A 21,766-nucleotide genomic window follows, 5' to 3' on the forward strand; every position below is an offset into this window, starting at 1 on the left:
TTAGTATGATGTTTAAAAAAATTGCTTTTATCTTTTTTATAGGAATCTACACCATAGTTGCGCAAAACAATACTTCGTATTGGCAACAAGAAGTAGACTATACTATGAAAGTGGACATGAATGTTGAAAACTTTCAATATCAGGGAACACAAGAATTAATCTATTCTAATAATTCTCCAGATACCTTATATCAGGTCTTCTATCATTTGTATTTTAACGCATTTCAACCGGGAAGTGAAATGGATATTAGATCTCTTAATTTTCCTGATCCAGACCCTAGGGTTGGAAATAGAATAAGTAAGCTTAAACCTGATGAAATAGGGTATCTCAAAGTTTCTTCTTTAACACAAAACGGAAAACCTATTACTTATGAAACTTCTGGTACCGTTCTCGAAGTTAAATTAGATAAACCCGTTTTGCCTGGTGAAAAAGCAACTTTTTCAATGAAATTTAATGGTCAAGTTCCTTTACAAATACGTCGTTCTGGTAGAAACAATAAAGAAGGAATTGCATTGTCGATGACCCAATGGTATCCAAAAATGGCAGAATATGATTTCGAGGGTTGGCATGCTCACCCCTATATAGCAAGAGAATTTCATGGTGTTTGGGGCAACTTTGATGTAACGATAAACATTGATAAAAAATATGTTCTAGGAGGTACGGGGTATTTGCAAAACCCACAAGAGATTGGACATGGTTATGAAAAGCCGGGTACTAAAGTTACTAAAAAAGGAAAAAAACTTTCTTGGCATTTTAAAGCTCCAAAAGTTCATGATTTTGCTTGGACCGCTGATCCAGAATATCTGCATGATGTGGTAAAAGTTCCTAATGGACCTACACTTCATTTTTTATACAAGAATAATAAAGAAATTATTGATAAATGGAAAGATCTTCAACCAAAAACGGTTGAACTCATGAATTATTTCAGTGAAAAAATAGGAAAATACCCTTACGAACAATATTCTGTCCTCCAAGGCGGTGACGGTGGTATGGAGTATGCAATGTGTACATTAATTACTGGTGAAAGAAGCTTTGGTAGTTTGGTCGGCGTTACTGCACATGAAATGGCACATTCCTGGTTTCAACATATTCTAGCAACTAACGAATCCAAACATGAATGGATGGATGAGGGATTCACTAGTTATATTTCTACACTTGCTATGAATGAAGTTATGAAGCAAAATAATCCTAATTCATTACGTGGAATTTACAGCGGATATTATCAACTAGCAACTTCTGGTATAGAACAGCCACAAACTACACAAGCTGATCGTTATATGCATAATGCTGCATATGGCGCTTCTGCATATTCTAAAGGAGCTGTTTTCTTATCTCAACTAGGATATATCATAGGAGAAGATAATCTTGCTAAAACAATTAAAAGATATTTTGATGATTGGAAATTTAAACACCCTACTCCTAATGATTTTAAGAGGGTAGCAGAAAAAGTATCAGGAATGCAATTAGATTGGTATTTAACCGATTGGACTCAAACTACCAATACTATTGATTATGGTATTAAAGAAATAACAGAAAATAATAATAGAACTCAGGTCGTTTTAGAACGAATTGGGCAAATGCCTATGCCTTTAGATGTTTATGTAGAATACAAAGACAGTACAATAGAGTCATTTTATATACCTTTAAGAATGATGCGTGCAGAAAAAGCAAATCCAATTTCATCAATGAAACGTACAGTTTTAGCAGATTGGCCATGGACTAATCCAAATTATTACTTGGATCTTTCAAAATCAAAGTCTGAAATCAAATCAATAACTATAGATATTAGTAATACACTAGCTGATATAAACCCTAGTAACAATAGTTTTTCTGAATAATTTATAAAAGAATTTTTATAGAAGAAACCGGCTTTAGAGCCGGTTTTTTTATCAGTATTAGTATAATCACTACATTTAATGCCCCATGAAGGCTACTTTTAATAAAAAAGAGAAATTAAAAAGTAAAAAAGAGATAGAATTGCTTTTTTCTGAAGGAAAATCTATCTCGAAATACCCTATTAGGTTAGTATACAGAAAATCCCTTTTTGAACAGAATGTAACAATAAAAGCAGGCGTATCGGTAAGTAAGAGACATTTTAAAAATGCTGTGGATCGCAATCTTATAAAGCGTTTATTACGCGAAAGTTATAGAAAAAATAAGTATATTGTACCCAACACTACTCATCAATTCACTTTTATGTTTTTATATTCAGGTAAAGAAATACCCGAATATTCATTAGTTGAATTTAAAATAAAAGGAATTTTACAAAAATTTGTTGAACAGGAGATCACATCAAAATAATGATTACCATTATATGGTTTGCAAAACTTATCCATTAAAAAAATACCTATGAAGAAGAGAATCATCTATCCTGCTATTGCTGTCGTTGTTTTACTATCTACGGTTAGTTTTAAATCTGATTTTTTTGAAATTGCAAAACAGATCGAAATTTTCACTACAATGTTTAAAGAATTAAACATGAACTACGTAGATGAAACAAATCCAGCCGAATTAATGGATACAGCTATTAAGGCTATGTTAGACGATCTAGATCCGTATACCAAATATTGGAATGAACAAGACGTCGAGGCTTCAAAAATTCGTAACGCTGGAGAATATACAGGTATTGGAGCTTCTGTAAAGACAATAAAAGATAAAATCATTATTGTAGAGCCATATAAAAATTATCCTGCAGATAAAGCCGGTTTAAAAGCCGGAGATGAAATCACACAAATTGGAGATATCAAGGTAGCAGATTTTAAAGAAGATGCTGGAGAACTTCTAAAAGGAGCTAGTGGTACCAAAGTCGATATCATCTATACCAGACAAGGACAAAGTAAAGCCACCGTGCTTACAAGAGAAGAAATAGAAGTAGATGCTGTTCCTTTTTATACTTTACTTGACGATAATACTGGATATATTGTTTTGTCAAAATTTAATAATAAGGCTTCTAGTGAAACCATTGATGCCCTAAATGATTTAAAGGCAAAAGGAGCAAATAAGGTAGTTCTTGATTTAAGAGGTAACCCTGGTGGTTTATTAAGTGAAGCTATAAATGTTACTAATATCTTTGTTCCTAAAGGAGAACTTATCACTACAACAAAATCAGTAGTAAAAAAGTATAATAAGGAATATTTCACTAAACGAGAACCTGTTGATATTCAGATACCCTTAGTTGTGTTAGTAAATGGTCGTAGTGCTTCTGCCAGTGAAATTGTAGCTGGTAGTATACAGGATTTAGATAGAGGAGTAGTTATTGGTGCCAGAAGTTTTGGAAAAGGATTGGTACAAAGACCAAAAAAATTAACTTATGGTACTCAGTTAAAAATTACTATTTCTCGCTATTATACCCCAAGCGGCAGATGTATTCAGGCTTTGGATTATTGGAATCGAGACAAAAACAACAATGCTGTTCGTATTGACGAGCAAGATTTTAAAGCTTTTAAAACTAAAAATGGAAGAACAGTATATGACGGTGGTGGTATACAACCAGATATAGAATTAGAAACCTCTAAATTCAGTAAAATAACTACTGCTTTATTAAAATCAGACGCTATTTTTGGATATGCAACAAAGTATTATTATGCCCATAAATTAGAAAAATCAAGCGATTTTAAATTTACCGATAGTGATTATGAAGAGTTTAAAAAGTTTGTGAAACAAAGTGATTTTAACTTTGAGACAGAAACCGAAAAAGCGTTTGAAAAAGCACTTAAAATAGCTGAACGCGAAAAATTAGACCAAGGTATAAATACTTCTTATGATGCCTTAATTGCTTCTGTAAATGCTTCTAAACAGACTGCATTAGATAAACACAAAAATGAGATCGTTAATTTACTTACCGATGAGATTATCAAACGTTACTTCTATCGTGAGGGATTATATGATTATTATGTAACCCATAATCCCGAAGTAGCTAAAAGTCAAGAAATCCTTAACAACACTAAGAAATACAACGAAATTTTGAAGTAAGTAGTCTTATCATTTTTTGATAGAATTTTTATTTTTTAAAACATGTAGATCATACCTTCTCTCTGTTACTGGTTTACCAAAGGTTGTTGATTCTATTTCCTTTGTTAACTCAAATCCGTGATTAAGGTATAAAGAAGCTGCAGTCTCTAGTTCATCTGCTGTCAATAAATAACATGATGTATATCCACAGGAGTGGAAAAAATCCATATACAGTTGCATTAATTTTCGACCCAAACCAATACCTCTGTATCTTTTTTCTATATAAAAATAACGCAACTGAGCACTGTTATTTTCTCTTTTCATAAGTAAAAGAAATCCAATTATTTGACCATTATGTTCACAAACCCAAACACGTTCTTTATCCGCGTTATAAGATTGATAAAATTCGTGGATACCACGAGCTACATAAGTTTCAAAAGAAATACCATATTGAAATTCTTCAGCATATAACTTTCCATGTCTATATATAATAAAACCTAAGTCTCCTGGTTTTAAATATGTTCTTATTTTTATATCATCAAGTGCGATCTTTGACTTGTTAGACAATGTTTTTATGGACTCCATATTTTGTAGAAGTGTTTGCGACTCCAAAGGAGATAAATGTGCAAATACTCTTTTTAATTGATGCTCTGAATTGGTATTAAGTTTCAGGAATTCCTTTTCTCCTAACTTGGTTAATTGCAACATAAAAACTCGTTTGTCAGTTAGTGAAACAGTTTTTGAAATTATTTTTTGTTTTTCAAAACGTTTTAAAATACGGCTTAAATACCCTTTATCAATATCCAAAAGTTCAATAATATCTGATGCTGTAAACCCCGGATTATGATAAATTTCAAATATAATCCTAGCCTCAGGCAAAGAATATTTACTGTCTAAAATATGAGTGTCTAAAAGTCCTATTATATTGGTATAAAATCTATTAAAAGCTCTTATTTTACTAATGTATTTTTTATTCATAACAACTATTAGTTGACTTAGTCAACTAATATACAATATTTATACTACATTTTAAAACAGTAGTAAGGTATCTATCAATTAAATTATCATGGCAATATGAGGGATTCCGTCTTCAAGATATTCATCACCTATCTTTTTAAAATTATGAGTTTCATAGAATTTTTTTAAGTAGGTTTGAGCAGATATCTTAATTTGTTTTGTTTTGTAATAGGTTTCTATTGCATTAATACTTGTCTTTATTAAATCATGACCATATCCAAATTGTCTTTCATTTTTGGAAACTACAACTCTTCCTATACTTGCTTTTTCAAAATAATCTCCAGCATCAAATAATCTGGTATATGCAACTATATTTTCATTTTTCCATCCGATAACATGAAGTGCTTTTTGATCTTTATTATCAATATCTTGATATACACAATCTTGTTCTACCACAAAAACTTCTGCGCGCAAGCGCAAAATTTTATACATTTCTATTGTCGATAGCTCATCAAATCGCTTAACTTCAAACTTAATATTCATATCTTCTTAGTCTTGTACAATAATATCTTTATTATCTTCTTTACCATATTCGGGTTGAAGTGTAACATGGTTAATACCAAATTCTTTCTGAAGAACATCTTCAATAGTATGTAATACTTCTCCAAACTCTGAAACCTGTATATCGCTATTAAAATCTATATGAGCTTCTAAATGTGTTTCTTCTTCATTAAGTTGCCATACATGTATATGATGGATACTTTTAATTTTTGGTAATGCATTAATGGTGTTTACGATTTCCTTTACTTCTATAGTATCAGGAGTGTACAACATCAACACTTTGAAAGATCTTTTTAATAAATCATAGCCCACTATAATTAGATAAATTGCAATTGCAAAAGTAAGCACGCTATCTACCCAAAACAGTTGATAATATTTCATTAACAGTCCTCCTATCAAAACCGCTACAGATGCCATTAAATCTGTAATAAGGTGTAAATATGCTGATCGCATATTCATATTTACTTTACTATCTTGTTTTAGAAGTAGCACACTTAATCCATTACCTAAGATTGCTACTACAGAAAGTATAATGACAATATTTGCACTTATTTTGTGAGGGTTTTGTAACCTTTCTATTGCTTCAAAAACAAGTATTATTGCTATAACAACTAATGAAGCAGCATTTATAAATGCTGCCATAATTTCTGCTCTTTTAAAACCAAATGTTCTTTTTATAGACGCTTCCCTCTTTGCTAATCTATTAGCAAAAAAGCTAACGATTAATGAAATTACATCACTAAAATTATGTAGAGCATCTGATAACAGAGAAAGACTTCCTGATAGCAAACCACCTATGACCTGTGCAATGGTAATGCCTATATTTAGAAAAATAGAAAATAATAAACTACGCCCAGTGAGTTCATGATCAGAATGTGAATGATTATGAGCGTGATTTTCTATCATATATTAGATGCACATTGGTATTTTATTTACCCTGTTTAAATGTCTACCCCCTTCAAATTTTGTTTCTAAAAACGTCTTTACTATTTCAATAGCTTGTGGTTGTGATGTAAATCTTGCAGGTATACATACGATATTGGCATTATTGTGTAATCTTGTCAATTCTGTAATCTCCTTTGTCCAACAAAGTCCTGCTCGAACATTAGTATATTTATTAGCTGTCATTGCAACTCCATTTCCACTTCCGCAAATTAAAATTCCTAAATTAACTTTCTCACCATCAACATCCTTTGCTACAGGATGAACAAAATCAGGATAATCTACGCTAGAATTATCATCGGTTCCATAATTTGTAACTTCTATACCTTCAGATTCTAAATATGACGCAATTGCAAATTTATATTCAGTTCCTGCGTGATCGTTTCCAATAGCTATTTTCATTTTTTTGTTGATTTCGTTATTTGAACAAAGATAATTCAATCCAAAAAAAGTAAACTCCAAAAAATCAATAATTTAAATCAATATTACCTCAATGTTAATAACTCATAACCTTATGTTAACATAGGATGTGCATAAATAGTTCTTAAAATTCAGAAACTTTTTTTGGTAATCTAAATTTTTATTAGAATACAAGCAACTCAACAACAAATCAAAATTTTAACTTGTCTTTTTTTAGATAAGTTTTCAGGTATTAACTCAATGTTATGAACTACGGTTTTACCGTAATAATATTAAAAATTTTATGTGTTTATAATCTATTAACAACTGTTAATTAAATTTTACTTTTAGAAGATTTTCAAGCAATTAGTATATTGATATCCTGTTTATATGTTTCTGAAAATTTGATATTACTTAAAAAGCAAATAAAATTTAGAAAAGTTATACCGCTATCCACACTACATAATAATCATCATTATTAATTTTAAATTTTAAAAAAAGAAAAAGATATTTATAATATATGTTGACAACTGTTTTTAATTGTAACATAGACTATAGATTCTAAATTTATACAATTGTGAGATGAGAATTGGTATTAAGATCATTTATGATTTGAAGTACTCTTTGTTTGTCTCTCTTATGGATTTTGAGGTTTATTCCTCCTAAGGCATTGGAGTAGAAAGGAAAAACTCCTATCATTGTTTCGTTTTCAAAAAAATAAGAAATTCCTTCCTGATCAAGAAGGTGTTTTAATACTGTATACTCAAAAGGATAAGTATACGTTTTAACGATAACAAAATCTTTCATTCAATAGTTTTTTCCTTGATTGTAGTCTATTTACAATATACAAAATATGATAGAACTATTAAATTGGTAATAAGATAAATAAGTGATTAAAATAGAATATAGAAAGGTAAAAACTAGTTAATTTGAGTGGCTTCACGATCAATTTTAACTGAGCTATTTATTTCAGATTCATCCAAAGTATCTTTTTTCTGATCAATAGTATTATTTATATATAGGGTAAAAGAGTAAATACCCAATAAAAATATCAGAACAAAAAACACTATAATTTTATGTATTTTTTTGATTTTATTCATATCTAAATAAATACTTAACGAACAAAAGGTAATCCTAGTGTATTAAAATTAAGTAAATTTTAAGAAAAAAAACCGTTTTTGTTTAAAAAATAATAATGTAACCGTTTGATTTAGAGATAATGTAATTTATTGGGTATAAACAGTTATATCCTTTTAAGGATTAATAAAAGTTTAATCCTAAAACTATTAATGTTAAAAGATAAGCTGTACTTTTATCATAAATAATAGAACAGATATTAATGAAAAGAAAGAGTAGAAGAAGAAAGAAGTCCCCAAAAATAGAGAATATTACCCAAGGAATACTCAAAATATTAAAGTCAGAATCCAATAAAAGTTTTAATTATAAGCAAATTGCCGCAAAATTTGGAGTGGATGATGCTAGTAGTAGAAATCAGATTATTAAGAAGTTAACACAGTTAGCTGCAAAAAAACAGATTGAAGAAGTTGAAAGAGGAAAATTTAAAATAACTCCGAATATAAATACATATACTGGTATTCTTGAGATAACTTCAAAAGGTACAGGATATGTTATCGTTAAAGATTTAGAGGATGATATTTTTGTACCTAACAATAATTTGAATAAAGCTTTACATGGTGATGAAGTAGAGGTATATATTTATCGTAGAAAAAGAAGAGGAAAGAGTGAAGGAGAGGTTTCTAGAATTATTTCACGTAAGAAAAATGAATTTGTTGGTGTAATTGAAATTCAGAAAAATTATGCTTTTGTAAATATGCAGGATGCTAAAATGTATACTGATATTTTCATTCCTAAAAACAAAATAGGAAAAGCAGAACATGGAGATAAAGTACTGGTGAGCCTTGAAGATTGGCCTGAAAAAGCTGATTCTCCGTTTGGTAAAGTAGTTAAAGTACTTGGTAAACCAGGAGAACATAACACCGAAATCCATTCTATTTTAGCACAGTATGGATTACCATATGAATTTCCTGAAGAGGTAGAAGAATATGCCAATACATTAGATACTTCTATTCAGGAGTCTGAAGTAAAGAATCGTAGGGATATGCGAAAAATACTCACGTTTACTATCGATCCTAAAGATGCTAAAGATTTTGATGATGCATTATCATTTGAAGTTTTGGATAATGGTAATTATGAGATCGGAATTCATATTGCAGATGTATCTCATTATGTTAAACCAGGAACAATATTAGATGATGAAGCATATGAAAGAGCAACATCTGTATATTTGGTAGATAGAGTAGTACCTATGCTACCAGAAGTTTTATCTAATAATGCGTGTTCACTAAGACCAAATGAAGAGAAATATACATTTTCTGCAGTATTTGAATTAAATGATAAAGCAGAAATTAAAAACCAATGGTTTGGTAGAACTGCGACTTATTCTGATGCTAGATTTGCATATGAAGAAGCGCAGCATATTATTGAAACTGGTAAAAATGTGATTCCAGCAGAAATTTCGCTTACAGGAAAAGAGTATAAGACCGATCAAAAAATAGCCGATGCTGTCTTAAAAATGGATGATCTTGCTAAAATTATGAGAGCAAAACGAATGGGAGCTGGAGCTATTTCTTTTGATAAAGTAGAAGTAAAGTTTACTCTAAATGAAAATAATGAACCTGTAGGAGTGTTTTTTAAGACTTCTAAGGATGCTAATAAACTTATTGAAGAGTTTATGTTACTTGCTAATAAAAAGGTTGCAGAGTTTATAGGAAAACAATCTCCTAAGAAAACATTTATTTATAGAGTGCATGATGAGCCAAATGATGAGAAGTTAGCAGCTTTACAAAATATCATAGGTAGATTTGGATATAAACTTGATCTTAGAGATAGAAAAACAACAACAAAATCATTAAATGGATTATTAAAAGATGTTCAAGGTAAAAAAGAACAAAATTTAGTAGATACATTAGCAATTCGTAGTATGAGTAAAGCAGAATATACTACTCATAATATTGGACATTATGGTTTGGCTTTTGAATATTACTCTCATTTTACATCCCCAATACGAAGGTATCCCGATGTTATGGCACACCGTTTGTTGCAACATTATCTGGATAAAGGAAAATCTGCTTCTGAAGATGAATATGAAGAAAAATGTAATCATAGCAGTAGCATGGAAAACCTTGCAGCCAGTGCAGAACGTGATTCTATCAAGTTTATGCAGATAAAGTTTATGAAAGATCATGAAGATGAACAGTTTTTAGGAGTAATTTCTGGAGTAACCGAATGGGGTATTTATGTAGAAATAATTTCTAATAAATGCGAAGGTATGATCCGCCTTAAGGATATGAGTGGTGATCACTATGTTTTTGATCAGGACGAATATGCAGTGATTGGAGAACATACTAAAAAAGTATATCAATTAGGAGATGAGGTATATGTGAAAGTAAAAAACGCTGATCTTATAAAAAGACACTTGGATTTTACATTGTTAGGAAGTAAAGAAGATGTAGAATAATTTAGGGATAAGTGTCGTTTTTTATAGAAATAAAAATATAATATAAATCTTAAAAAATAGGGCGATGAAAAAATTAGCATTTCTGTTAGTTATGTTGTTAGTAACGTTAGGACAGGCACAAGATATCATAACAAAAAATGTAGGAGACTTTAATGAATTAAAAGTTTTTGATAAGATACAACTCACCTTAATTGAAGGAAAAGAAAACAAGATTGAAATAACTGGTATTAAAAGAAGAGATGTAGATATTGTTCAAAATGGTAATCTTCTTAAAGTTAGAATGCGATTGGATAATTTGTGGGATAATAATAATACTAAAGTAACTGTATATTATACGCAGATTAATAAAATAGATGTTAACGAAGGATCGAGAGTAGAAGTCGATGGTTTAATTACTGCAGAAACTTTAGATCTTAGAGCGCAAGAAGGAGCTAGTATGATGGCAAAAATAGATGCTGGTTTCATATACGCCAAGGCAATTACAGGTGGTGAAATAGAACTTAGGGGTAATGCAAAAGAGCAAGAGGTAAGTATTACTTCAGGAGGGCAATACTATGGAAGAGATCTTAGAACAAATGATACTCAGGTAAAAATTAGTGCTGGAGGAATAGCAGAAGTAAATGCTAAAAATTATATAAAAGCCAATACTAATGCTGGTGGAAGGATAAGGATTTTTGGAAATCCAAAACAAATGGATACTCAAAAACTTTTAGGTGGAAAAATTGTTGAAGTTAACTAAGTAGTTTTTAACTTTGTAGTAAATACGCTTAGACCCTATGCTTCAAGATGCTCAAGCAGCAATACCATTAGGTTTTTTATTAGCCTTTTTAATAGGGCCTGTTTTTTTTGTACTACTAGAAACCGCAGCTATAAAGGGATTTAGAGCGGCATTGGCTGTAGACTTTGGTGTTATCTTTGCTGATATTGTATTTATTCTTATTGCATATTTTAGTACTAATCAAATTTTAGAAAAAATAAAAGATGATCCTGCCTTATTTATCTTTGGTGGAATGTTGTTATCAACTTATGGAGTAATTTCTTTTATTCAGGAACGAAAAAATTATAATAAAGTTAGAGATACATCTGTAGAAATTATCAATAAGCATAATTATATTATGCTGTTTATAAAAGGGTTTCTTCTTAACTTTATTAATATCGGAGTGTTAGGTTTTTGGTTAAGTGTTATCATTGTGATCGGACCACAATTGGATATGAATACTAATAGGATTTTATATTTCTTTGCAATGGTATTGGGAACTTATCTTTTTATTGATTTTTTTAAAATGTTGCTTGCTAAGAGATTAAAAAGAAAATTAACCCCAAAAAGAACATATACTATCAAGAGAATCATTAGTATAATCATGATCGTATTTGGTGTATTTCTTATTTTAAAAGGTGTCCTTCCTGATACAATGGAGAAACGAATACAGGATGAAATCGAAAAAATAACTCCAGAAAGTAGATTTAAATAAAAAAACCTATACAGCTGTATAGGTTTTTTTTGAGGTGTCGAGCGGATTCGAACCGCTGTAGATGGTGTTGCAGACCACTGCCTAGCCACTCGGCCACGACACCCAATTTTTGCTTGGAAGGCAAATGTAAAAAAATTTATGATTACTTCTTAAATGATTTTACATTAAAACGATATTCGTATAAATTTAACATATTAAAGTTAACGATTTTTACTTCTGGTAATGGTTACCATCTCTACATTACCGCCAATTGGTGGGTTAATTTTAGAAACATCAACAATTGCTTTGTCAACTAATGGTAATTCATCAAATATTCTAACCAAAATTCGTTCGGCTGCATGTTCTAGTAATTTAGAACGAATAGCCATTTCTTCCTTTACAATATGATTAAGATGAACATAATCTACAGTTTCTGATAAACGATCAGATAATGCAGATTTTGATAAATTAGCTTTAATTTTTAGATCTACTCTATAATCAGATCCTATTTTTTTTTCTTCCACAAGGCATCCATGATAAGCATATACCTTGATATTTTTTAGTTTTATTAATCCCACTGGGTTTTTATACAAAGGTAAAAAGAATCTTCATTAATAGAAGGGTAGAATACCCCCTTTTCAAATCAATTATGATATAAACAGAATAATTGTATTAAAGATTTTCATAGAATAGCTGAAGAACATTAGAATTTGTAGTTTTGTGTTTTATTAGAATTACAAATGTCAGAAGAGAAAAAACCGCTTAATTTTATTGAGCATATTATAGAGGAAGATCTTACTACAGGAATGAGTAAAGAAAATTTACGTTTTCGTTTTCCTCCAGAACCTAATGGGTATTTACACATTGGTCATACTAAAGCAATAGGTATAAGTTTTGGACTTGGACTTAAATATAATGCCCCTGTAAACTTACGTTTTGATGATACTAATCCAGCCAAAGAAGAGCAGGAATATGTAGATGCTATCAAAGAGGATATTAGTTGGTTAGGATATCAATGGGATAAAGAATGTTACTCATCTGATTATTTTCAACAATTATATGATTGGACAATTTTATTGATAAAAGAAGGAAAAGCCTATGTAGATTCTCAATCTGCAGAAACTATTGCTTCTCAAAAAGGAACCACAACAGAAGCTGGTACCAATAGTCCATATAGAGATCGTTCTGTTGAGGAAAACTTAGACCTTTTTCAAAAGATGAAAGAAGGTAAATTTGATGAAGGTGAGCATGTGGTAAGGGCCAAAATCGATATGGCTGATCCCAATATGTTGATGAGAGATCCTTTAATGTATAGAATTCTTAAAAAATCTCATCATAGAACAGGTGACGATTGGTGTATTTATCCTATGTATGATTGGACACATGGTGAAAGTGATTATATAGAAAATATTTCGCATTCATTATGCTCTCTTGAATTTAAACCGCATAGAAAGCTATATGATTGGTTTTTGGATCAGGTATATGATGAGAATATAAGACCAAAACAGAGAGAATTTGCAAGACTTAATTTGAGCTATACTATTATGAGTAAACGTAAGCTGCTTAGATTGGTTGAGGAAAGAGTTGTATCTGGATGGGATGATCCTAGAATGCCAACAATTTCGGCATTACGAAGGCGTGGATATACTCCAGCATCAATCCGAAAGTTTGTGGAAACTGTAGGGGTAGCAAAGCGAGAAAATGTAATAGATGTATCCTTATTAGAGTTTTGTGTAAGAGAAGATCTCAACAAAACAGCAAAACGTGTAATGGCTGTTTTAGATCCAGTAAAATTGGTGATTACAAATTATCCGAAAGGAGAAGAAGAATGGTTAGACGCAGAGAACAATCCTGAAGATGAGGCTGCAGGTTCTAGAAAAGTACCTTTTTCTAGAGAATTATTTATCGAAAGAGAGGATTTTAAAGAAGAAGCAGGACGAAAATTCTTTAGACTAACGTTAGGAAAAGAAGTACGACTTAAGAATGCATACATTATAAAAGGAGAAGGTGTAGTTAAGGATGATGAAGGAAATATTACAGAAATTCATTGTACATATGATCCAAAAAGTAAGTCGGGTAGTGGTACCGAGGAGTCTAAGCGTAATGTAAAAGGCACATTACATTGGGTTTCTATACAACATGCTATTCCTGCAGAAATTAGAATTTATGATCGATTATTTAATGATGAAGCACCTGATGGACATAAGGATAAAGACTTTATGGAATTTTTAAATCCAGATTCTCTAAAAGTAATCACTGGACATTTAGAACCAAGTCTTGCAGAAGCAAATCACTTAGACCAGTTCCAATTTCAGAGATTAGGATATTTTAATGTTGATAATGATAGTAAATCAAATACTTTAGTTTTTAATAAAACTGTTGGCTTACGAGATACCTGGGCGAAGACTAAACCTGCATCTACACAACAGAACACGCAGAATAATTCTCAAAATAAGCAAAGAGAGGTACCTGCAATTGAAGAAATAAAAAGAGCGGGTAAGAAGTATACTAATCTACCAGAAGATAAAAGAGCGGCTCTTAAAAAGAGAATTGAAGAAGCTGCAAAATCGGTAACACTAGAGGAACTAGTCCCGCTTTATGAAACTGCTGTGAAAAAGGCTGGGACTCGTATAGCAGTTATGATTGCGTTACATATAGTTTTAGAAAATAATGAACTTGAGCCTGATCAATTGGCTAAAGATTTTATTATTAAAGCTATAGATGATAAAAATGAACTTTTGCAAATAGAAAGTCAACAATTAGCTACCAAATATAAAATACAGCCCTAATAAAATACCCCTTATTAAATAATCTATTTAATAAGGGGTATTTTATGAATTAAGAAGTAATCGCTGGATTAATTATCTGCGATATGTTCATCTAATGGAATTTCAATATCGGTTTTAAATCTCGGAAACAATTTTTTGGTTTCAGGATCATCCAGAAGCTTGTTAGATTCTACAAAATACCATTGTGATTTCTTTTTATCATAAAACCCAAATAATGAACTTTTTAAGGTTACAAACCTTCCATTAAAATCCATTTTAATAGTATTTTTTACCAAACATCTATATTCGTTATTTTCTTTTTTGATATCAGTTATTTCATCTGCTTCAGAACTAACTATTTTTATTTTTTGAGCATCCATGGTTTTAAAAATTTCATCCATAGTTTCCATAAGATTTTCCTGGCCATACGTTTTTAGAATCTTTGGATGAGTATGTTTTAGGATGTTACTTAAATTGCGATCAAGTGAAGCCTGGGAGGTAGCTTTTGCATCTCTTAAAGCAAATTCCTTTAAGGTATCTATGTTTTGAGAAAAAACACTTCCTGTAACAAAAAGGAAAATAATAATATAATGTTTCATCTGTTCTTTTTTATAGTTATACTTCAAAATTAATAATATACTTATTTTGCTTATTATAAGGTGTTTATATAAGTATATTAGATATATTTTGTTAACAAAGGTACTATTCTTTTAAGTATTAAAAACTTAAGGTACACTAATTTTAGAACGAATGGACTTATAAATTGTTATTTTATAGTTAGTTTTTTTTAATTTTTATAGGTACCATTTTGGAAGACAACAAGATATATTCTGCTTGATAGAATACTACCTGTATTCAGGGTCATTTCTTGATTTTGAATCTGGTCTGTATATTGAAGTTTACCCTGAATATCATAAATATTTATATAGGTAGGGTCATCCAATCCTTTGGTTATAAAACTTGCTTCTAATCCAGCTGGATTTGGATACATTTTTACATCAATAATATCCTCTACTATTTGGATATCTGTGGGAGTTTCTAGAGCAATATTACAGTATTTGTTTGTGTAATAATTTGATCATTGTATCCCCCAATAGGTCGAATATCAGCAACAACTTGATATGATCCTTTTGGTAATTGATTATTTAAAGATATAGTGACTTGATTTTGACCATACCCTTCTAGAAGGACTAGATCTGTAACAAAAACTTCTGTTGCTGTATCATTTAAGATCCGAAATTTGAATTCTCTGTTTTGATTAGCTTTATAAAGATATGAAATGGTAATTTCTTTTTTTTGATTATCTAATACGGGATCTTTAAGAAATTGTAAGCTTTCTTCAAATACTTCTACGATTTCTGTTGTATTTACTGTGTTTTCAATTAGTTTAAAGTTGTCTGCAAAAGCTTCGTCAACGTCTGACGGAGCATAGAAAAAAAATTTTAAGTTAGTTTTGTTTCCTGTATTAAATTCTAATGAGCTTTTGGTATATTCTGTATTAGTTAGATTTTTACTAGCAATGGCTACATTACTAGCCGCATTTTCTTTAATTCCAAAGTTTATAGATCCGCTAATTACTTTAGCTTGAGCCGTAAGGGTATAATTGGTATTTGGTTTTAGAGAAACTACACGTTCATAAGCGCCAGTACCTTTGATATGCGCAGCGTATTTTCCTTCAAATGTATTTGTGCTAACAACTTCTCTAATTGCTTCACTCCAACCACTCCATTCAATTAAATTACCTTTTTCAAAACCCCCGTTATTTTCTATGATATTATTTGAAGGCAAGGGTTCTGCTTGATCTATAGGAAATAATCGATATGAACGTATCCAATCATAATATGAAGTATTGATAGAATTATCTGCTAGTTGTGTATCAGAAGGATATGGTTGAGCAAAAGTATAGGTTTCAGTAACCATATTAATGCCCATTGGCTCAGAAAATGGTGTGTCTACCACGTCTGTTCTTGCAATGACAGTCCCGGCGTATGCACTATCTACATAGAAGTCAAATGTTTTAGCATCTTTCCAATAACAGCCATAAGTATGAAAATCTTCCCATGATTCTCCACCTACAAGATTTGCATTAGCTTGCATACCATTTCCTTCTATGGCATTGTTTCCTGCAGAATAAAATTCTTCAGGAGCTCCATTACAGTCTACATAACGATAGTGTGTATTAAAATTCATTTTGGTTCTAAATCCTGAAGCCCAGGGTTGATTGAAATCACCTCCAACGCTTTCGATAATATCTAATTCCTGGCTCCATTTATCCTTTTCGCAATCTGGAGTAAGTTTGGTAGATTCTAGAATATTTTTTTTGTCATTAGACATCCAAAAAGTGGTAGACATAGGAATTTTTGAGGCTTTAAACTTACATTCATAATAACCGAAATGTGCAGTTTGTTGCAGAGATTGAACAGCACCTCCTGCGATAGTATATTGTCCATCTTGTACTGTTAGTTTTTTGTTTCTGATTTGCATATTCCCATCTTGTAGTGAAATTGTTGAAGGATCAAATTTTGCTGGAATTCGTCCTTGCCATCCCTCGAATGAATCCCTCCATTTAGACATATTTAGGGTGTTACCATTAAATTCGTCAGAATATTGATCAAACAATACCCATCGATAACCACTAGGTGGGATAGGAGGTTGAGCAAATGACAAGAAATGTATAAATAGAAGTGTTATTACTAAAGTAATTTTTTTCAAAACGGGATGTTTTATGTTATAAATTAAAATTACTGATAATATGATATTTGTTCTATTTCTGATGTTTTGTAATGTAGAATGAATTATCTATTATGTATAACAAATGTGTAATTTATAATATTGATGGTGTTTATCTATTCTATAAGAAATGATGATAAAGGATAAACGTGTTAAATAATTTGTCATTTATTGATATAGAATTGTGTTAATTTTTATATATAAGAAATTATTATAAACATTGTATTTTTAATAAATGATAACTATTAAAAATGAGTTTATATAAAAGGATATAAAAGCAAATAAAACAATAGTAATATAAGATTACTGTTTTATTGTAGAAACATTCTTAGAACGCTTTATTTTGAGTTTTTTACAGAATATACTAAAATTTTAAGTTTCTAGATAAAAAATAACCCGATCATATTTTTTGATCGGGTTATAAGATTCAATTTGTATTTCAATTATTCGTTATCAGGTTTTTTCCTAATACCTTTTTTTGCATTTTGTTTTTTCATCTCTTCACCAATTTGATTTGATGCTGTGAATGATGCAATCATATTATTTAACATATCACTACCTGCCTGTGGAGAATTTGGAAGAAGAATTAAATTACTGTTTGTTTCTTCACCTATTGATTGTAATGTATCATAATGTTGTGTTACTACAATTAAAGCAGATGCTTCTTGGGAATTGATACCCACATTATTTAAAACATCAACACTTTCTTCTAAACCACGAGCTATTTCTCTTCTTTGGTCTGCAATACCTTGACCTTGTAATCTTTTACTTTCTGCTTCTGCTCGTGCCTTGGCAACAATTTTGATTCTTTCTGCTTCTGCTTCATATTCTGCGGCTACTTTCTCTCTTTCGGCAGCGTTAATTCTGTTCATAGCTTCTTTTACCTGTAGATCAGGGTCTATATCGGTTACTAGAGTTTTTATGATGTCATAACCATAATTAACCATAGCTTCATTTAGTTCTTGTTTTACTGCAATTGCAATATCATCTTTGCGTTCAAAAACATCATCAAGTTTCATTTTAGGTACTTCTGCACGTACAACATCAAATACGTAGGAAGTAATTTGATCATGTGGGTTTTCTAATTTATAAAATGCATCGTAAACCTTTTCTTTGATTACCTGAAATTGTACAGAAATTTTAAGACGAACAAATACATCATCTTTGGTTTTGGTTTCTACTAATACATCTAGTTGTTGAATTTTAAGATTAATACGCCCCGCAATACGATCAAAGACTGGGATTTTAAAATGTAATCCTGAGTTTCTAAAACTCAAGAATTTACCAAATCTCTCTACAACTGCTGAAGTTTGCTGTTTCACGGTAAAAATACCGGATATCAGAATGATAAATCCGAAAATCACCAATGGAATTAAATATAGACTCATTATTTTATGTTTAAGTGTTAAAAGTTAATTGCTAATCAAGTTACTAATAAATAATAGATGAATGTTTTTTATTTTGATATAGTTATCATGGCTGTATATAAATTAGCAACATATGTTATATCAATGATTTCCCAACCTTCTTTAGAAGATTTATTTAAAGCATCTTCGACTTTTTTTCTTAATTTCTCTATTGACCAGGTTTCAGATACCTTAATTACTTTAAATTGTTTCCCCATAGTTTATAAATTAAAATAGTGCTTATTAATGTGTAGCTTTTTTTATGAATATGTTACACCCTGTATAACGAAAAACACCATTATTACTAATTGTAATAATGGTGTTTTTTTAAATTTTTTATATAGATTTTTAATTTATTTCTATAGCATTTTCAATACGTTTGATAGTTTCTGTTTTACCAATAAGTGCAGCAATCTGAAATAAGTCTGGCCCTTGTAGTGAACCGACTAGTGCAATTCGTAAAGGCATCATAATCTTTCCAAAACCTATTTCTTTGCCTGTAATCCATCCTTTTACAATAGAAGAAATATTATTTTCAGAAAAATCTGTAATATCATTAAGGATTCTTGTTAGCTCGTGCATAAGGATAGGAGTGTCTTCTTTCCAAGCTTTTTTAACGGCTTTTTCATCATATTCACTTGGAGACAAAAAGTAAAATTGAGTCAAACTCCATAAATCATTGATAAATGTAGCACGTTCTTTTACAGTGGTAATGATAGTATTTAAATCTAATGCTGTGGTTATATTTTTATCAGAGAGCAGAGTTTCAAATTGTTTGGATAGTATGGTGTTATCCATTTTTTGTAAATGTTGTTGTTGGAACCATTTTGTTTTTTCTGGATCAAATTTGGCTCCTGCTTTATTCACACGTTTTAAATCAAACTTTTCAACTAGTTCTTCTAAAGAAAATAGTTCTTGCTCTGTTCCTGGATTCCAACCTAAAAAGGCTAACATGTTTACTACAGCTTCCGGTAAATATCCATCTTCTTTGTATCCTGAAGAAACATCTTGTGTTTTTGGATCTTCCCATTGCAATGGAAATACTGGGAAACCTAATTTGTCTCCATCTCGTTTACTCAGCTTTCCTTTACCTATGGGTTTTAGTATTAAAGGTAGATGAGCAAATTTTGGAGCATTCCACCCAAGAGCTCTATATAATAATACATGCAATGCCATAGAGGGTAGCCATTCTTCACCACGTATAACATGACTGATTTTCATTAAATGATCATCAACGATATTAGCAAGGTGATAGGTGGGCATGCCGTCACTTTTAAAAAGTATTTTATCGTCAAGGATATTTGTGTCAATTTTTATGTCGCCACGGATCTCATCGGTAAGATGAAGTGTCTCATCTTGTGGTGATTTAAATCTTATAACAAAAGGATTACCAGAATTTAGTTTCGAATTAACTTCATCAGGTGTAAGAGACAATGAATTGTTTAGTTTTTCTCGATTATGCCAGTTATAGATAAATGTTTTTCCTTTGGCTTCATGATCTTTTCTATGAGCGTCTAAAGTTTCGGTAGTGTCAAAAGCATAATATGCAGATCCATTTTTTATTAATTCATCTGCGTATTGTCTATATAAATCTTTGCGCTCACTTTGTTTATAAGGCCCAAACCCTCCGTCTTTTCCTGGTCCTTCATCAAATGGAATATTACACCAATCAAGTGCATTTTTAATATATTCTTCTGCACCAGGAACATATCGGTTTTGATCTGTATCTTCAATTCTAAGTATAAATGTTCCTTTATTTTGTTTTGCAAAAAGGTAGTTAAACAGTGCGGTTCTTACACCTCCTATATGTAAGGGTCCGGTTGGACTTGGTGCAAAACGTACCCTAATATCTTGTGTCATGATGATGTGTTTTAAAACTACAAAGATACGATCTTAAATAGGCTATTAAAATGAATTTTGTGATAAGTAGATATTTGTTTTATTGCTTACTTTCTAATAGTTTTCATTTCACGTGGAACACGTTTATTCATAATCAAAAACCATATAGGAGGGAGTAGTGACAAAACCATAGATGTGGGATATCCAAAAGGTAATTGTGGACTTTGATTATGATGATCTAGGGTTTGATATTTTTTGGATGCTCTGTGATGGTGATCACTATGACGTGTAAGTTCATATAACATAATTCTACCTAAAGTATGATTAGAGTTCCATGAGTGAATTTCTCTAACTCTCTCATAACGACCAGAAGATGTTTTAATCCGTTTTAAACCATAGTGTTCTATATAGTTGATAGTTTCTAAAAGCAGAAACCCAACAATCCCACTTAGTATTGCAATTTGTAAACCAAAGCTTTTGAAAAAATAAAATATAAGTGCAAGATAGATAGAAGTTATAATTAGATACCAAAACATATCATTTTTGGTAGAAAAGAAAGATCGTTTATTTTTTTTCAATTGATCTAATTGTATCTTCCAGGCTCCAATATATTGACCAATTGCAGATGTTATCCAAAATAGATAAACAGGGTGATTATATTTTGCGGTGGCAGGATCATCTATTGTTGCCACTTTTTGATGATGACCAAAATTATGTTCTATATAAAAATGCATATATAGAGAAGGTAATAAAAGGGCTTTACCGAGAAAACGTTCCTTGGTAAATCGATGTCCTAATTCATGTCCTACATTTATACCATTTGTACCAAAAACTATTCCGGTAGAAATAATTATTCCTGTGATTTCATAAGTTTCAAATGACGTTTTTGATGTTACATATAACGTGATTCCTAAAATAGAATAAACGATGGGAAGATTAAGATAAAGCATCCAATCAAAAATCTTTTTTTTGAGAGTGGATGTTTTAGTTTTTTGATCTAAGTTTTTAGTGGATGAATGCGTAAATAATTCTAGTAAGGGGATAAATCCAAAGGCATAGATAGGAGTTAAATAAGTATAAATACCTTGTAGCCAAAGACCAAGTATTGCCATAAGTGGTATGGTATAGGCACACATGTATTTAAGATCCTTCATAACAACTTATATTCTAGGAGGTTGAATTATCATAAATATAACAATTCTATTGAAAATAAAATTGTAGATT

The 21,766-nt window shown here is 30.7% G+C and carries 20 protein-coding genes and 1 tRNA gene; 7 read left to right on the top strand and 14 right to left on the bottom strand.

Annotated features, from left to right (window positions below; genetic code table 11):
* The first annotated feature begins 5 nt into the window (after positions 1-5).
* The 3 genes from PQF96_RS26810 to PQF96_RS26820 all read left to right on the top strand — a co-directional run bounded on the left by PQF96_RS26810 (position 6) and on the right by PQF96_RS26820 (position 3,972).
* A complete protein-coding gene (locus PQF96_RS26810; RefSeq protein ID WP_408629618.1) occupies positions 6-1,838 on the top strand; it encodes a M1 family metallopeptidase in 1,833 nt (610 codons plus the stop codon).
* Positions 1,839-1,923: 85 nt separating this feature from the next.
* Positions 1,924-2,301, top strand: a complete 378-nt coding sequence (gene rnpA, locus PQF96_RS26815) for a ribonuclease P protein component (protein ID WP_109436259.1) — start codon at positions 1,924-1,926, stop codon at positions 2,299-2,301.
* Between the two features lie 48 nt (positions 2,302-2,349).
* Positions 2,350-3,972: a S41 family peptidase gene (locus PQF96_RS26820; RefSeq protein ID WP_271770027.1), complete on the top strand. Its 1,623-nt coding sequence runs from the start codon at positions 2,350-2,352 to the stop codon at positions 3,970-3,972.
* 9 nt (positions 3,973-3,981) lie between these two features.
* On the opposite strand, the gene PQF96_RS26825 is transcribed toward PQF96_RS26820, so the two are convergent.
* The 5 genes from PQF96_RS26825 to PQF96_RS26845 all read right to left on the bottom strand — a co-directional run bounded on the left by PQF96_RS26825 (position 3,982) and on the right by PQF96_RS26845 (position 7,617).
* A complete protein-coding gene (locus tag PQF96_RS26825; protein ID WP_271770029.1) occupies positions 3,982-4,929 on the bottom strand; it encodes a bifunctional helix-turn-helix transcriptional regulator/GNAT family N-acetyltransferase in 948 nt (315 codons plus the stop codon).
* A 78-nt stretch (positions 4,930-5,007) separates the two neighbouring features.
* Positions 5,008-5,451 carry a GNAT family N-acetyltransferase gene (locus PQF96_RS26830; RefSeq protein WP_200825110.1) on the bottom strand — a complete coding sequence of 148 codons (444 nt, stop codon included), beginning with the start codon at positions 5,449-5,451 and terminating at the stop codon, positions 5,008-5,010.
* A gap of 6 nt (positions 5,452-5,457) precedes the next feature.
* On the bottom strand, positions 5,458-6,375 hold the full coding sequence (locus PQF96_RS26835; protein ID WP_271770031.1) for a cation diffusion facilitator family transporter: 918 nt from the start codon (positions 6,373-6,375) through the stop codon (positions 5,458-5,460).
* Positions 6,376-6,378: 3 nt separating this feature from the next.
* On the bottom strand, positions 6,379-6,813 hold the full coding sequence (gene rpiB / locus PQF96_RS26840; RefSeq protein ID WP_143918214.1) for a ribose 5-phosphate isomerase B: 435 nt from the start codon (positions 6,811-6,813) through the stop codon (positions 6,379-6,381).
* A gap of 564 nt (positions 6,814-7,377) precedes the next feature.
* The gene (locus PQF96_RS26845; protein WP_109436254.1) at positions 7,378-7,617 is read right to left on the bottom strand and encodes a hypothetical protein; all 240 of its coding nucleotides are present in this window, start codon (positions 7,615-7,617) and stop codon (positions 7,378-7,380) included.
* A gap of 532 nt (positions 7,618-8,149) precedes the next feature.
* On the opposite strand from PQF96_RS26845, the gene rnr reads away from it, so the two are divergent.
* From rnr to PQF96_RS26860, 3 genes are all read left to right on the top strand, one after another.
* Positions 8,150-10,348, top strand: coding sequence for a ribonuclease R (gene rnr / locus PQF96_RS26850; protein ID WP_271770033.1), 2,199 nt, complete (start codon positions 8,150-8,152; stop codon positions 10,346-10,348).
* Positions 10,349-10,412: 64 nt separating this feature from the next.
* Positions 10,413-11,087, top strand: a complete 675-nt coding sequence (locus PQF96_RS26855) for a head GIN domain-containing protein (RefSeq protein ID WP_271770035.1) — start codon at positions 10,413-10,415, stop codon at positions 11,085-11,087.
* Positions 11,088-11,124: 37 nt separating this feature from the next.
* On the top strand, positions 11,125-11,820 hold the full coding sequence (locus PQF96_RS26860; RefSeq protein WP_109436250.1) for a LysE family translocator: 696 nt from the start codon (positions 11,125-11,127) through the stop codon (positions 11,818-11,820).
* 32 nt (positions 11,821-11,852) lie between these two features.
* Here the strand turns inward: PQF96_RS26860 and PQF96_RS26865 are convergent.
* Together PQF96_RS26865 and folB are read right to left on the bottom strand one after the other, a co-directional pair.
* Positions 11,853-11,923: transfer RNA gene (locus tag PQF96_RS26865), tRNA-Cys, on the bottom strand.
* A gap of 97 nt (positions 11,924-12,020) precedes the next feature.
* Complete coding sequence (folB, locus tag PQF96_RS26870; protein WP_109436455.1) at positions 12,021-12,377, bottom strand: dihydroneopterin aldolase; 357 nt, start codon at positions 12,375-12,377, stop codon at positions 12,021-12,023.
* Between the two features lie 162 nt (positions 12,378-12,539).
* Between folB and PQF96_RS26875 the strand changes: the two genes are divergently transcribed.
* Complete coding sequence (locus PQF96_RS26875; RefSeq protein WP_271770037.1) at positions 12,540-14,588, top strand: glutamine--tRNA ligase/YqeY domain fusion protein; 2,049 nt, start codon at positions 12,540-12,542, stop codon at positions 14,586-14,588.
* Between the two features lie 68 nt (positions 14,589-14,656).
* Here PQF96_RS26875 and PQF96_RS26880 read toward each other — a convergent pair whose 3' ends face one another.
* The 7 genes from PQF96_RS26880 to PQF96_RS26910 all read right to left on the bottom strand — a co-directional run bounded on the left by PQF96_RS26880 (position 14,657) and on the right by PQF96_RS26910 (position 21,696).
* The gene (locus PQF96_RS26880) at positions 14,657-15,166 is read right to left on the bottom strand and encodes a hypothetical protein (protein ID WP_109436248.1); all 510 of its coding nucleotides are present in this window, start codon (positions 15,164-15,166) and stop codon (positions 14,657-14,659) included.
* Positions 15,167-15,354: 188 nt separating this feature from the next.
* Positions 15,355-15,558: a T9SS type A sorting domain-containing protein gene (locus PQF96_RS26885; protein WP_271770039.1), complete on the bottom strand. Its 204-nt coding sequence runs from the start codon at positions 15,556-15,558 to the stop codon at positions 15,355-15,357.
* Between the two features lie 47 nt (positions 15,559-15,605).
* Complete coding sequence (locus PQF96_RS26890; RefSeq protein WP_271770041.1) at positions 15,606-17,279, bottom strand: carbohydrate binding domain-containing protein; 1,674 nt, start codon at positions 17,277-17,279, stop codon at positions 15,606-15,608.
* A 461-nt stretch (positions 17,280-17,740) separates the two neighbouring features.
* Positions 17,741-18,685 carry an SPFH domain-containing protein gene (locus PQF96_RS26895; protein ID WP_109436246.1) on the bottom strand — a complete coding sequence of 315 codons (945 nt, stop codon included), beginning with the start codon at positions 18,683-18,685 and terminating at the stop codon, positions 17,741-17,743.
* Positions 18,686-18,753: 68 nt separating this feature from the next.
* Positions 18,754-18,921: a DUF4177 domain-containing protein gene (locus PQF96_RS26900; protein ID WP_109436245.1), complete on the bottom strand. Its 168-nt coding sequence runs from the start codon at positions 18,919-18,921 to the stop codon at positions 18,754-18,756.
* A gap of 130 nt (positions 18,922-19,051) precedes the next feature.
* Positions 19,052-20,563, bottom strand: a complete 1,512-nt coding sequence (gene gltX / locus PQF96_RS26905; protein ID WP_271770043.1) for a glutamate--tRNA ligase — start codon at positions 20,561-20,563, stop codon at positions 19,052-19,054.
* A gap of 86 nt (positions 20,564-20,649) precedes the next feature.
* Complete coding sequence (locus PQF96_RS26910; protein WP_271770045.1) at positions 20,650-21,696, bottom strand: alkane 1-monooxygenase; 1,047 nt, start codon at positions 21,694-21,696, stop codon at positions 20,650-20,652.
* Between the last annotated feature and the right edge of the window lie 70 nt (positions 21,697-21,766).

It is taken from the genome of Aquimarina algiphila, assembly GCF_947494415.1.
Classification (GTDB): Bacteria; Bacteroidota; Bacteroidia; order Flavobacteriales; family Flavobacteriaceae; genus Aquimarina; species Aquimarina algiphila.

Excerpts from the sequence above, each read along its gene's own strand:
- PQF96_RS26830 (WP_200825110.1), bottom strand. The coding sequence starts at position 5,451 with ATGAATATTAAGTTTGAAGTTAAGCGATTTGATGAGCTATCGACAATA.
- PQF96_RS26880 (WP_109436248.1), bottom strand. The coding sequence starts at position 15,166 with ATGAAACATTATATTATTATTTTCCTTTTTGTTACAGGAAGTGTTTTT.
- PQF96_RS26845 (WP_109436254.1), bottom strand. The coding sequence starts at position 7,617 with ATGAAAGATTTTGTTATCGTTAAAACGTATACTTATCCTTTTGAGTAT.
- PQF96_RS26910 (WP_271770045.1), bottom strand. The coding sequence starts at position 21,696 with ATGAAGGATCTTAAATACATGTGTGCCTATACCATACCACTTATGGCA.
- rnpA (WP_109436259.1), top strand. The coding sequence starts at position 1,924 with ATGAAGGCTACTTTTAATAAAAAAGAGAAATTAAAAAGTAAAAAAGAG.
- PQF96_RS26875 (WP_271770037.1), top strand. The coding sequence starts at position 12,540 with ATGTCAGAAGAGAAAAAACCGCTTAATTTTATTGAGCATATTATAGAG.
- PQF96_RS26835 (WP_271770031.1), bottom strand. The coding sequence starts at position 6,375 with ATGATAGAAAATCACGCTCATAATCATTCACATTCTGATCATGAACTC.
- PQF96_RS26900 (WP_109436245.1), bottom strand. The coding sequence starts at position 18,921 with ATGGGGAAACAATTTAAAGTAATTAAGGTATCTGAAACCTGGTCAATA.
- PQF96_RS26855 (WP_271770035.1), top strand. The coding sequence starts at position 10,413 with ATGAAAAAATTAGCATTTCTGTTAGTTATGTTGTTAGTAACGTTAGGA.
- PQF96_RS26860 (WP_109436250.1), top strand. The coding sequence starts at position 11,125 with ATGCTTCAAGATGCTCAAGCAGCAATACCATTAGGTTTTTTATTAGCC.
- PQF96_RS26895 (WP_109436246.1), bottom strand. The coding sequence starts at position 18,685 with ATGAGTCTATATTTAATTCCATTGGTGATTTTCGGATTTATCATTCTG.
- PQF96_RS26820 (WP_271770027.1), top strand. The coding sequence starts at position 2,350 with ATGAAGAAGAGAATCATCTATCCTGCTATTGCTGTCGTTGTTTTACTA.
- rpiB (WP_143918214.1), bottom strand. The coding sequence starts at position 6,813 with ATGAAAATAGCTATTGGAAACGATCACGCAGGAACTGAATATAAATTT.
- PQF96_RS26825 (WP_271770029.1), bottom strand. The coding sequence starts at position 4,929 with ATGAATAAAAAATACATTAGTAAAATAAGAGCTTTTAATAGATTTTAT.
- rnr (WP_271770033.1), top strand. The coding sequence starts at position 8,150 with ATGAAAAGAAAGAGTAGAAGAAGAAAGAAGTCCCCAAAAATAGAGAAT.
- PQF96_RS26885 (WP_271770039.1), bottom strand. The coding sequence starts at position 15,558 with ATGTATCCAAATCCAGCTGGATTAGAAGCAAGTTTTATAACCAAAGGA.
- PQF96_RS26810 (WP_408629618.1), top strand. The coding sequence starts at position 6 with ATGATGTTTAAAAAAATTGCTTTTATCTTTTTTATAGGAATCTACACC.
- gltX (WP_271770043.1), bottom strand. The coding sequence starts at position 20,563 with ATGACACAAGATATTAGGGTACGTTTTGCACCAAGTCCAACCGGACCC.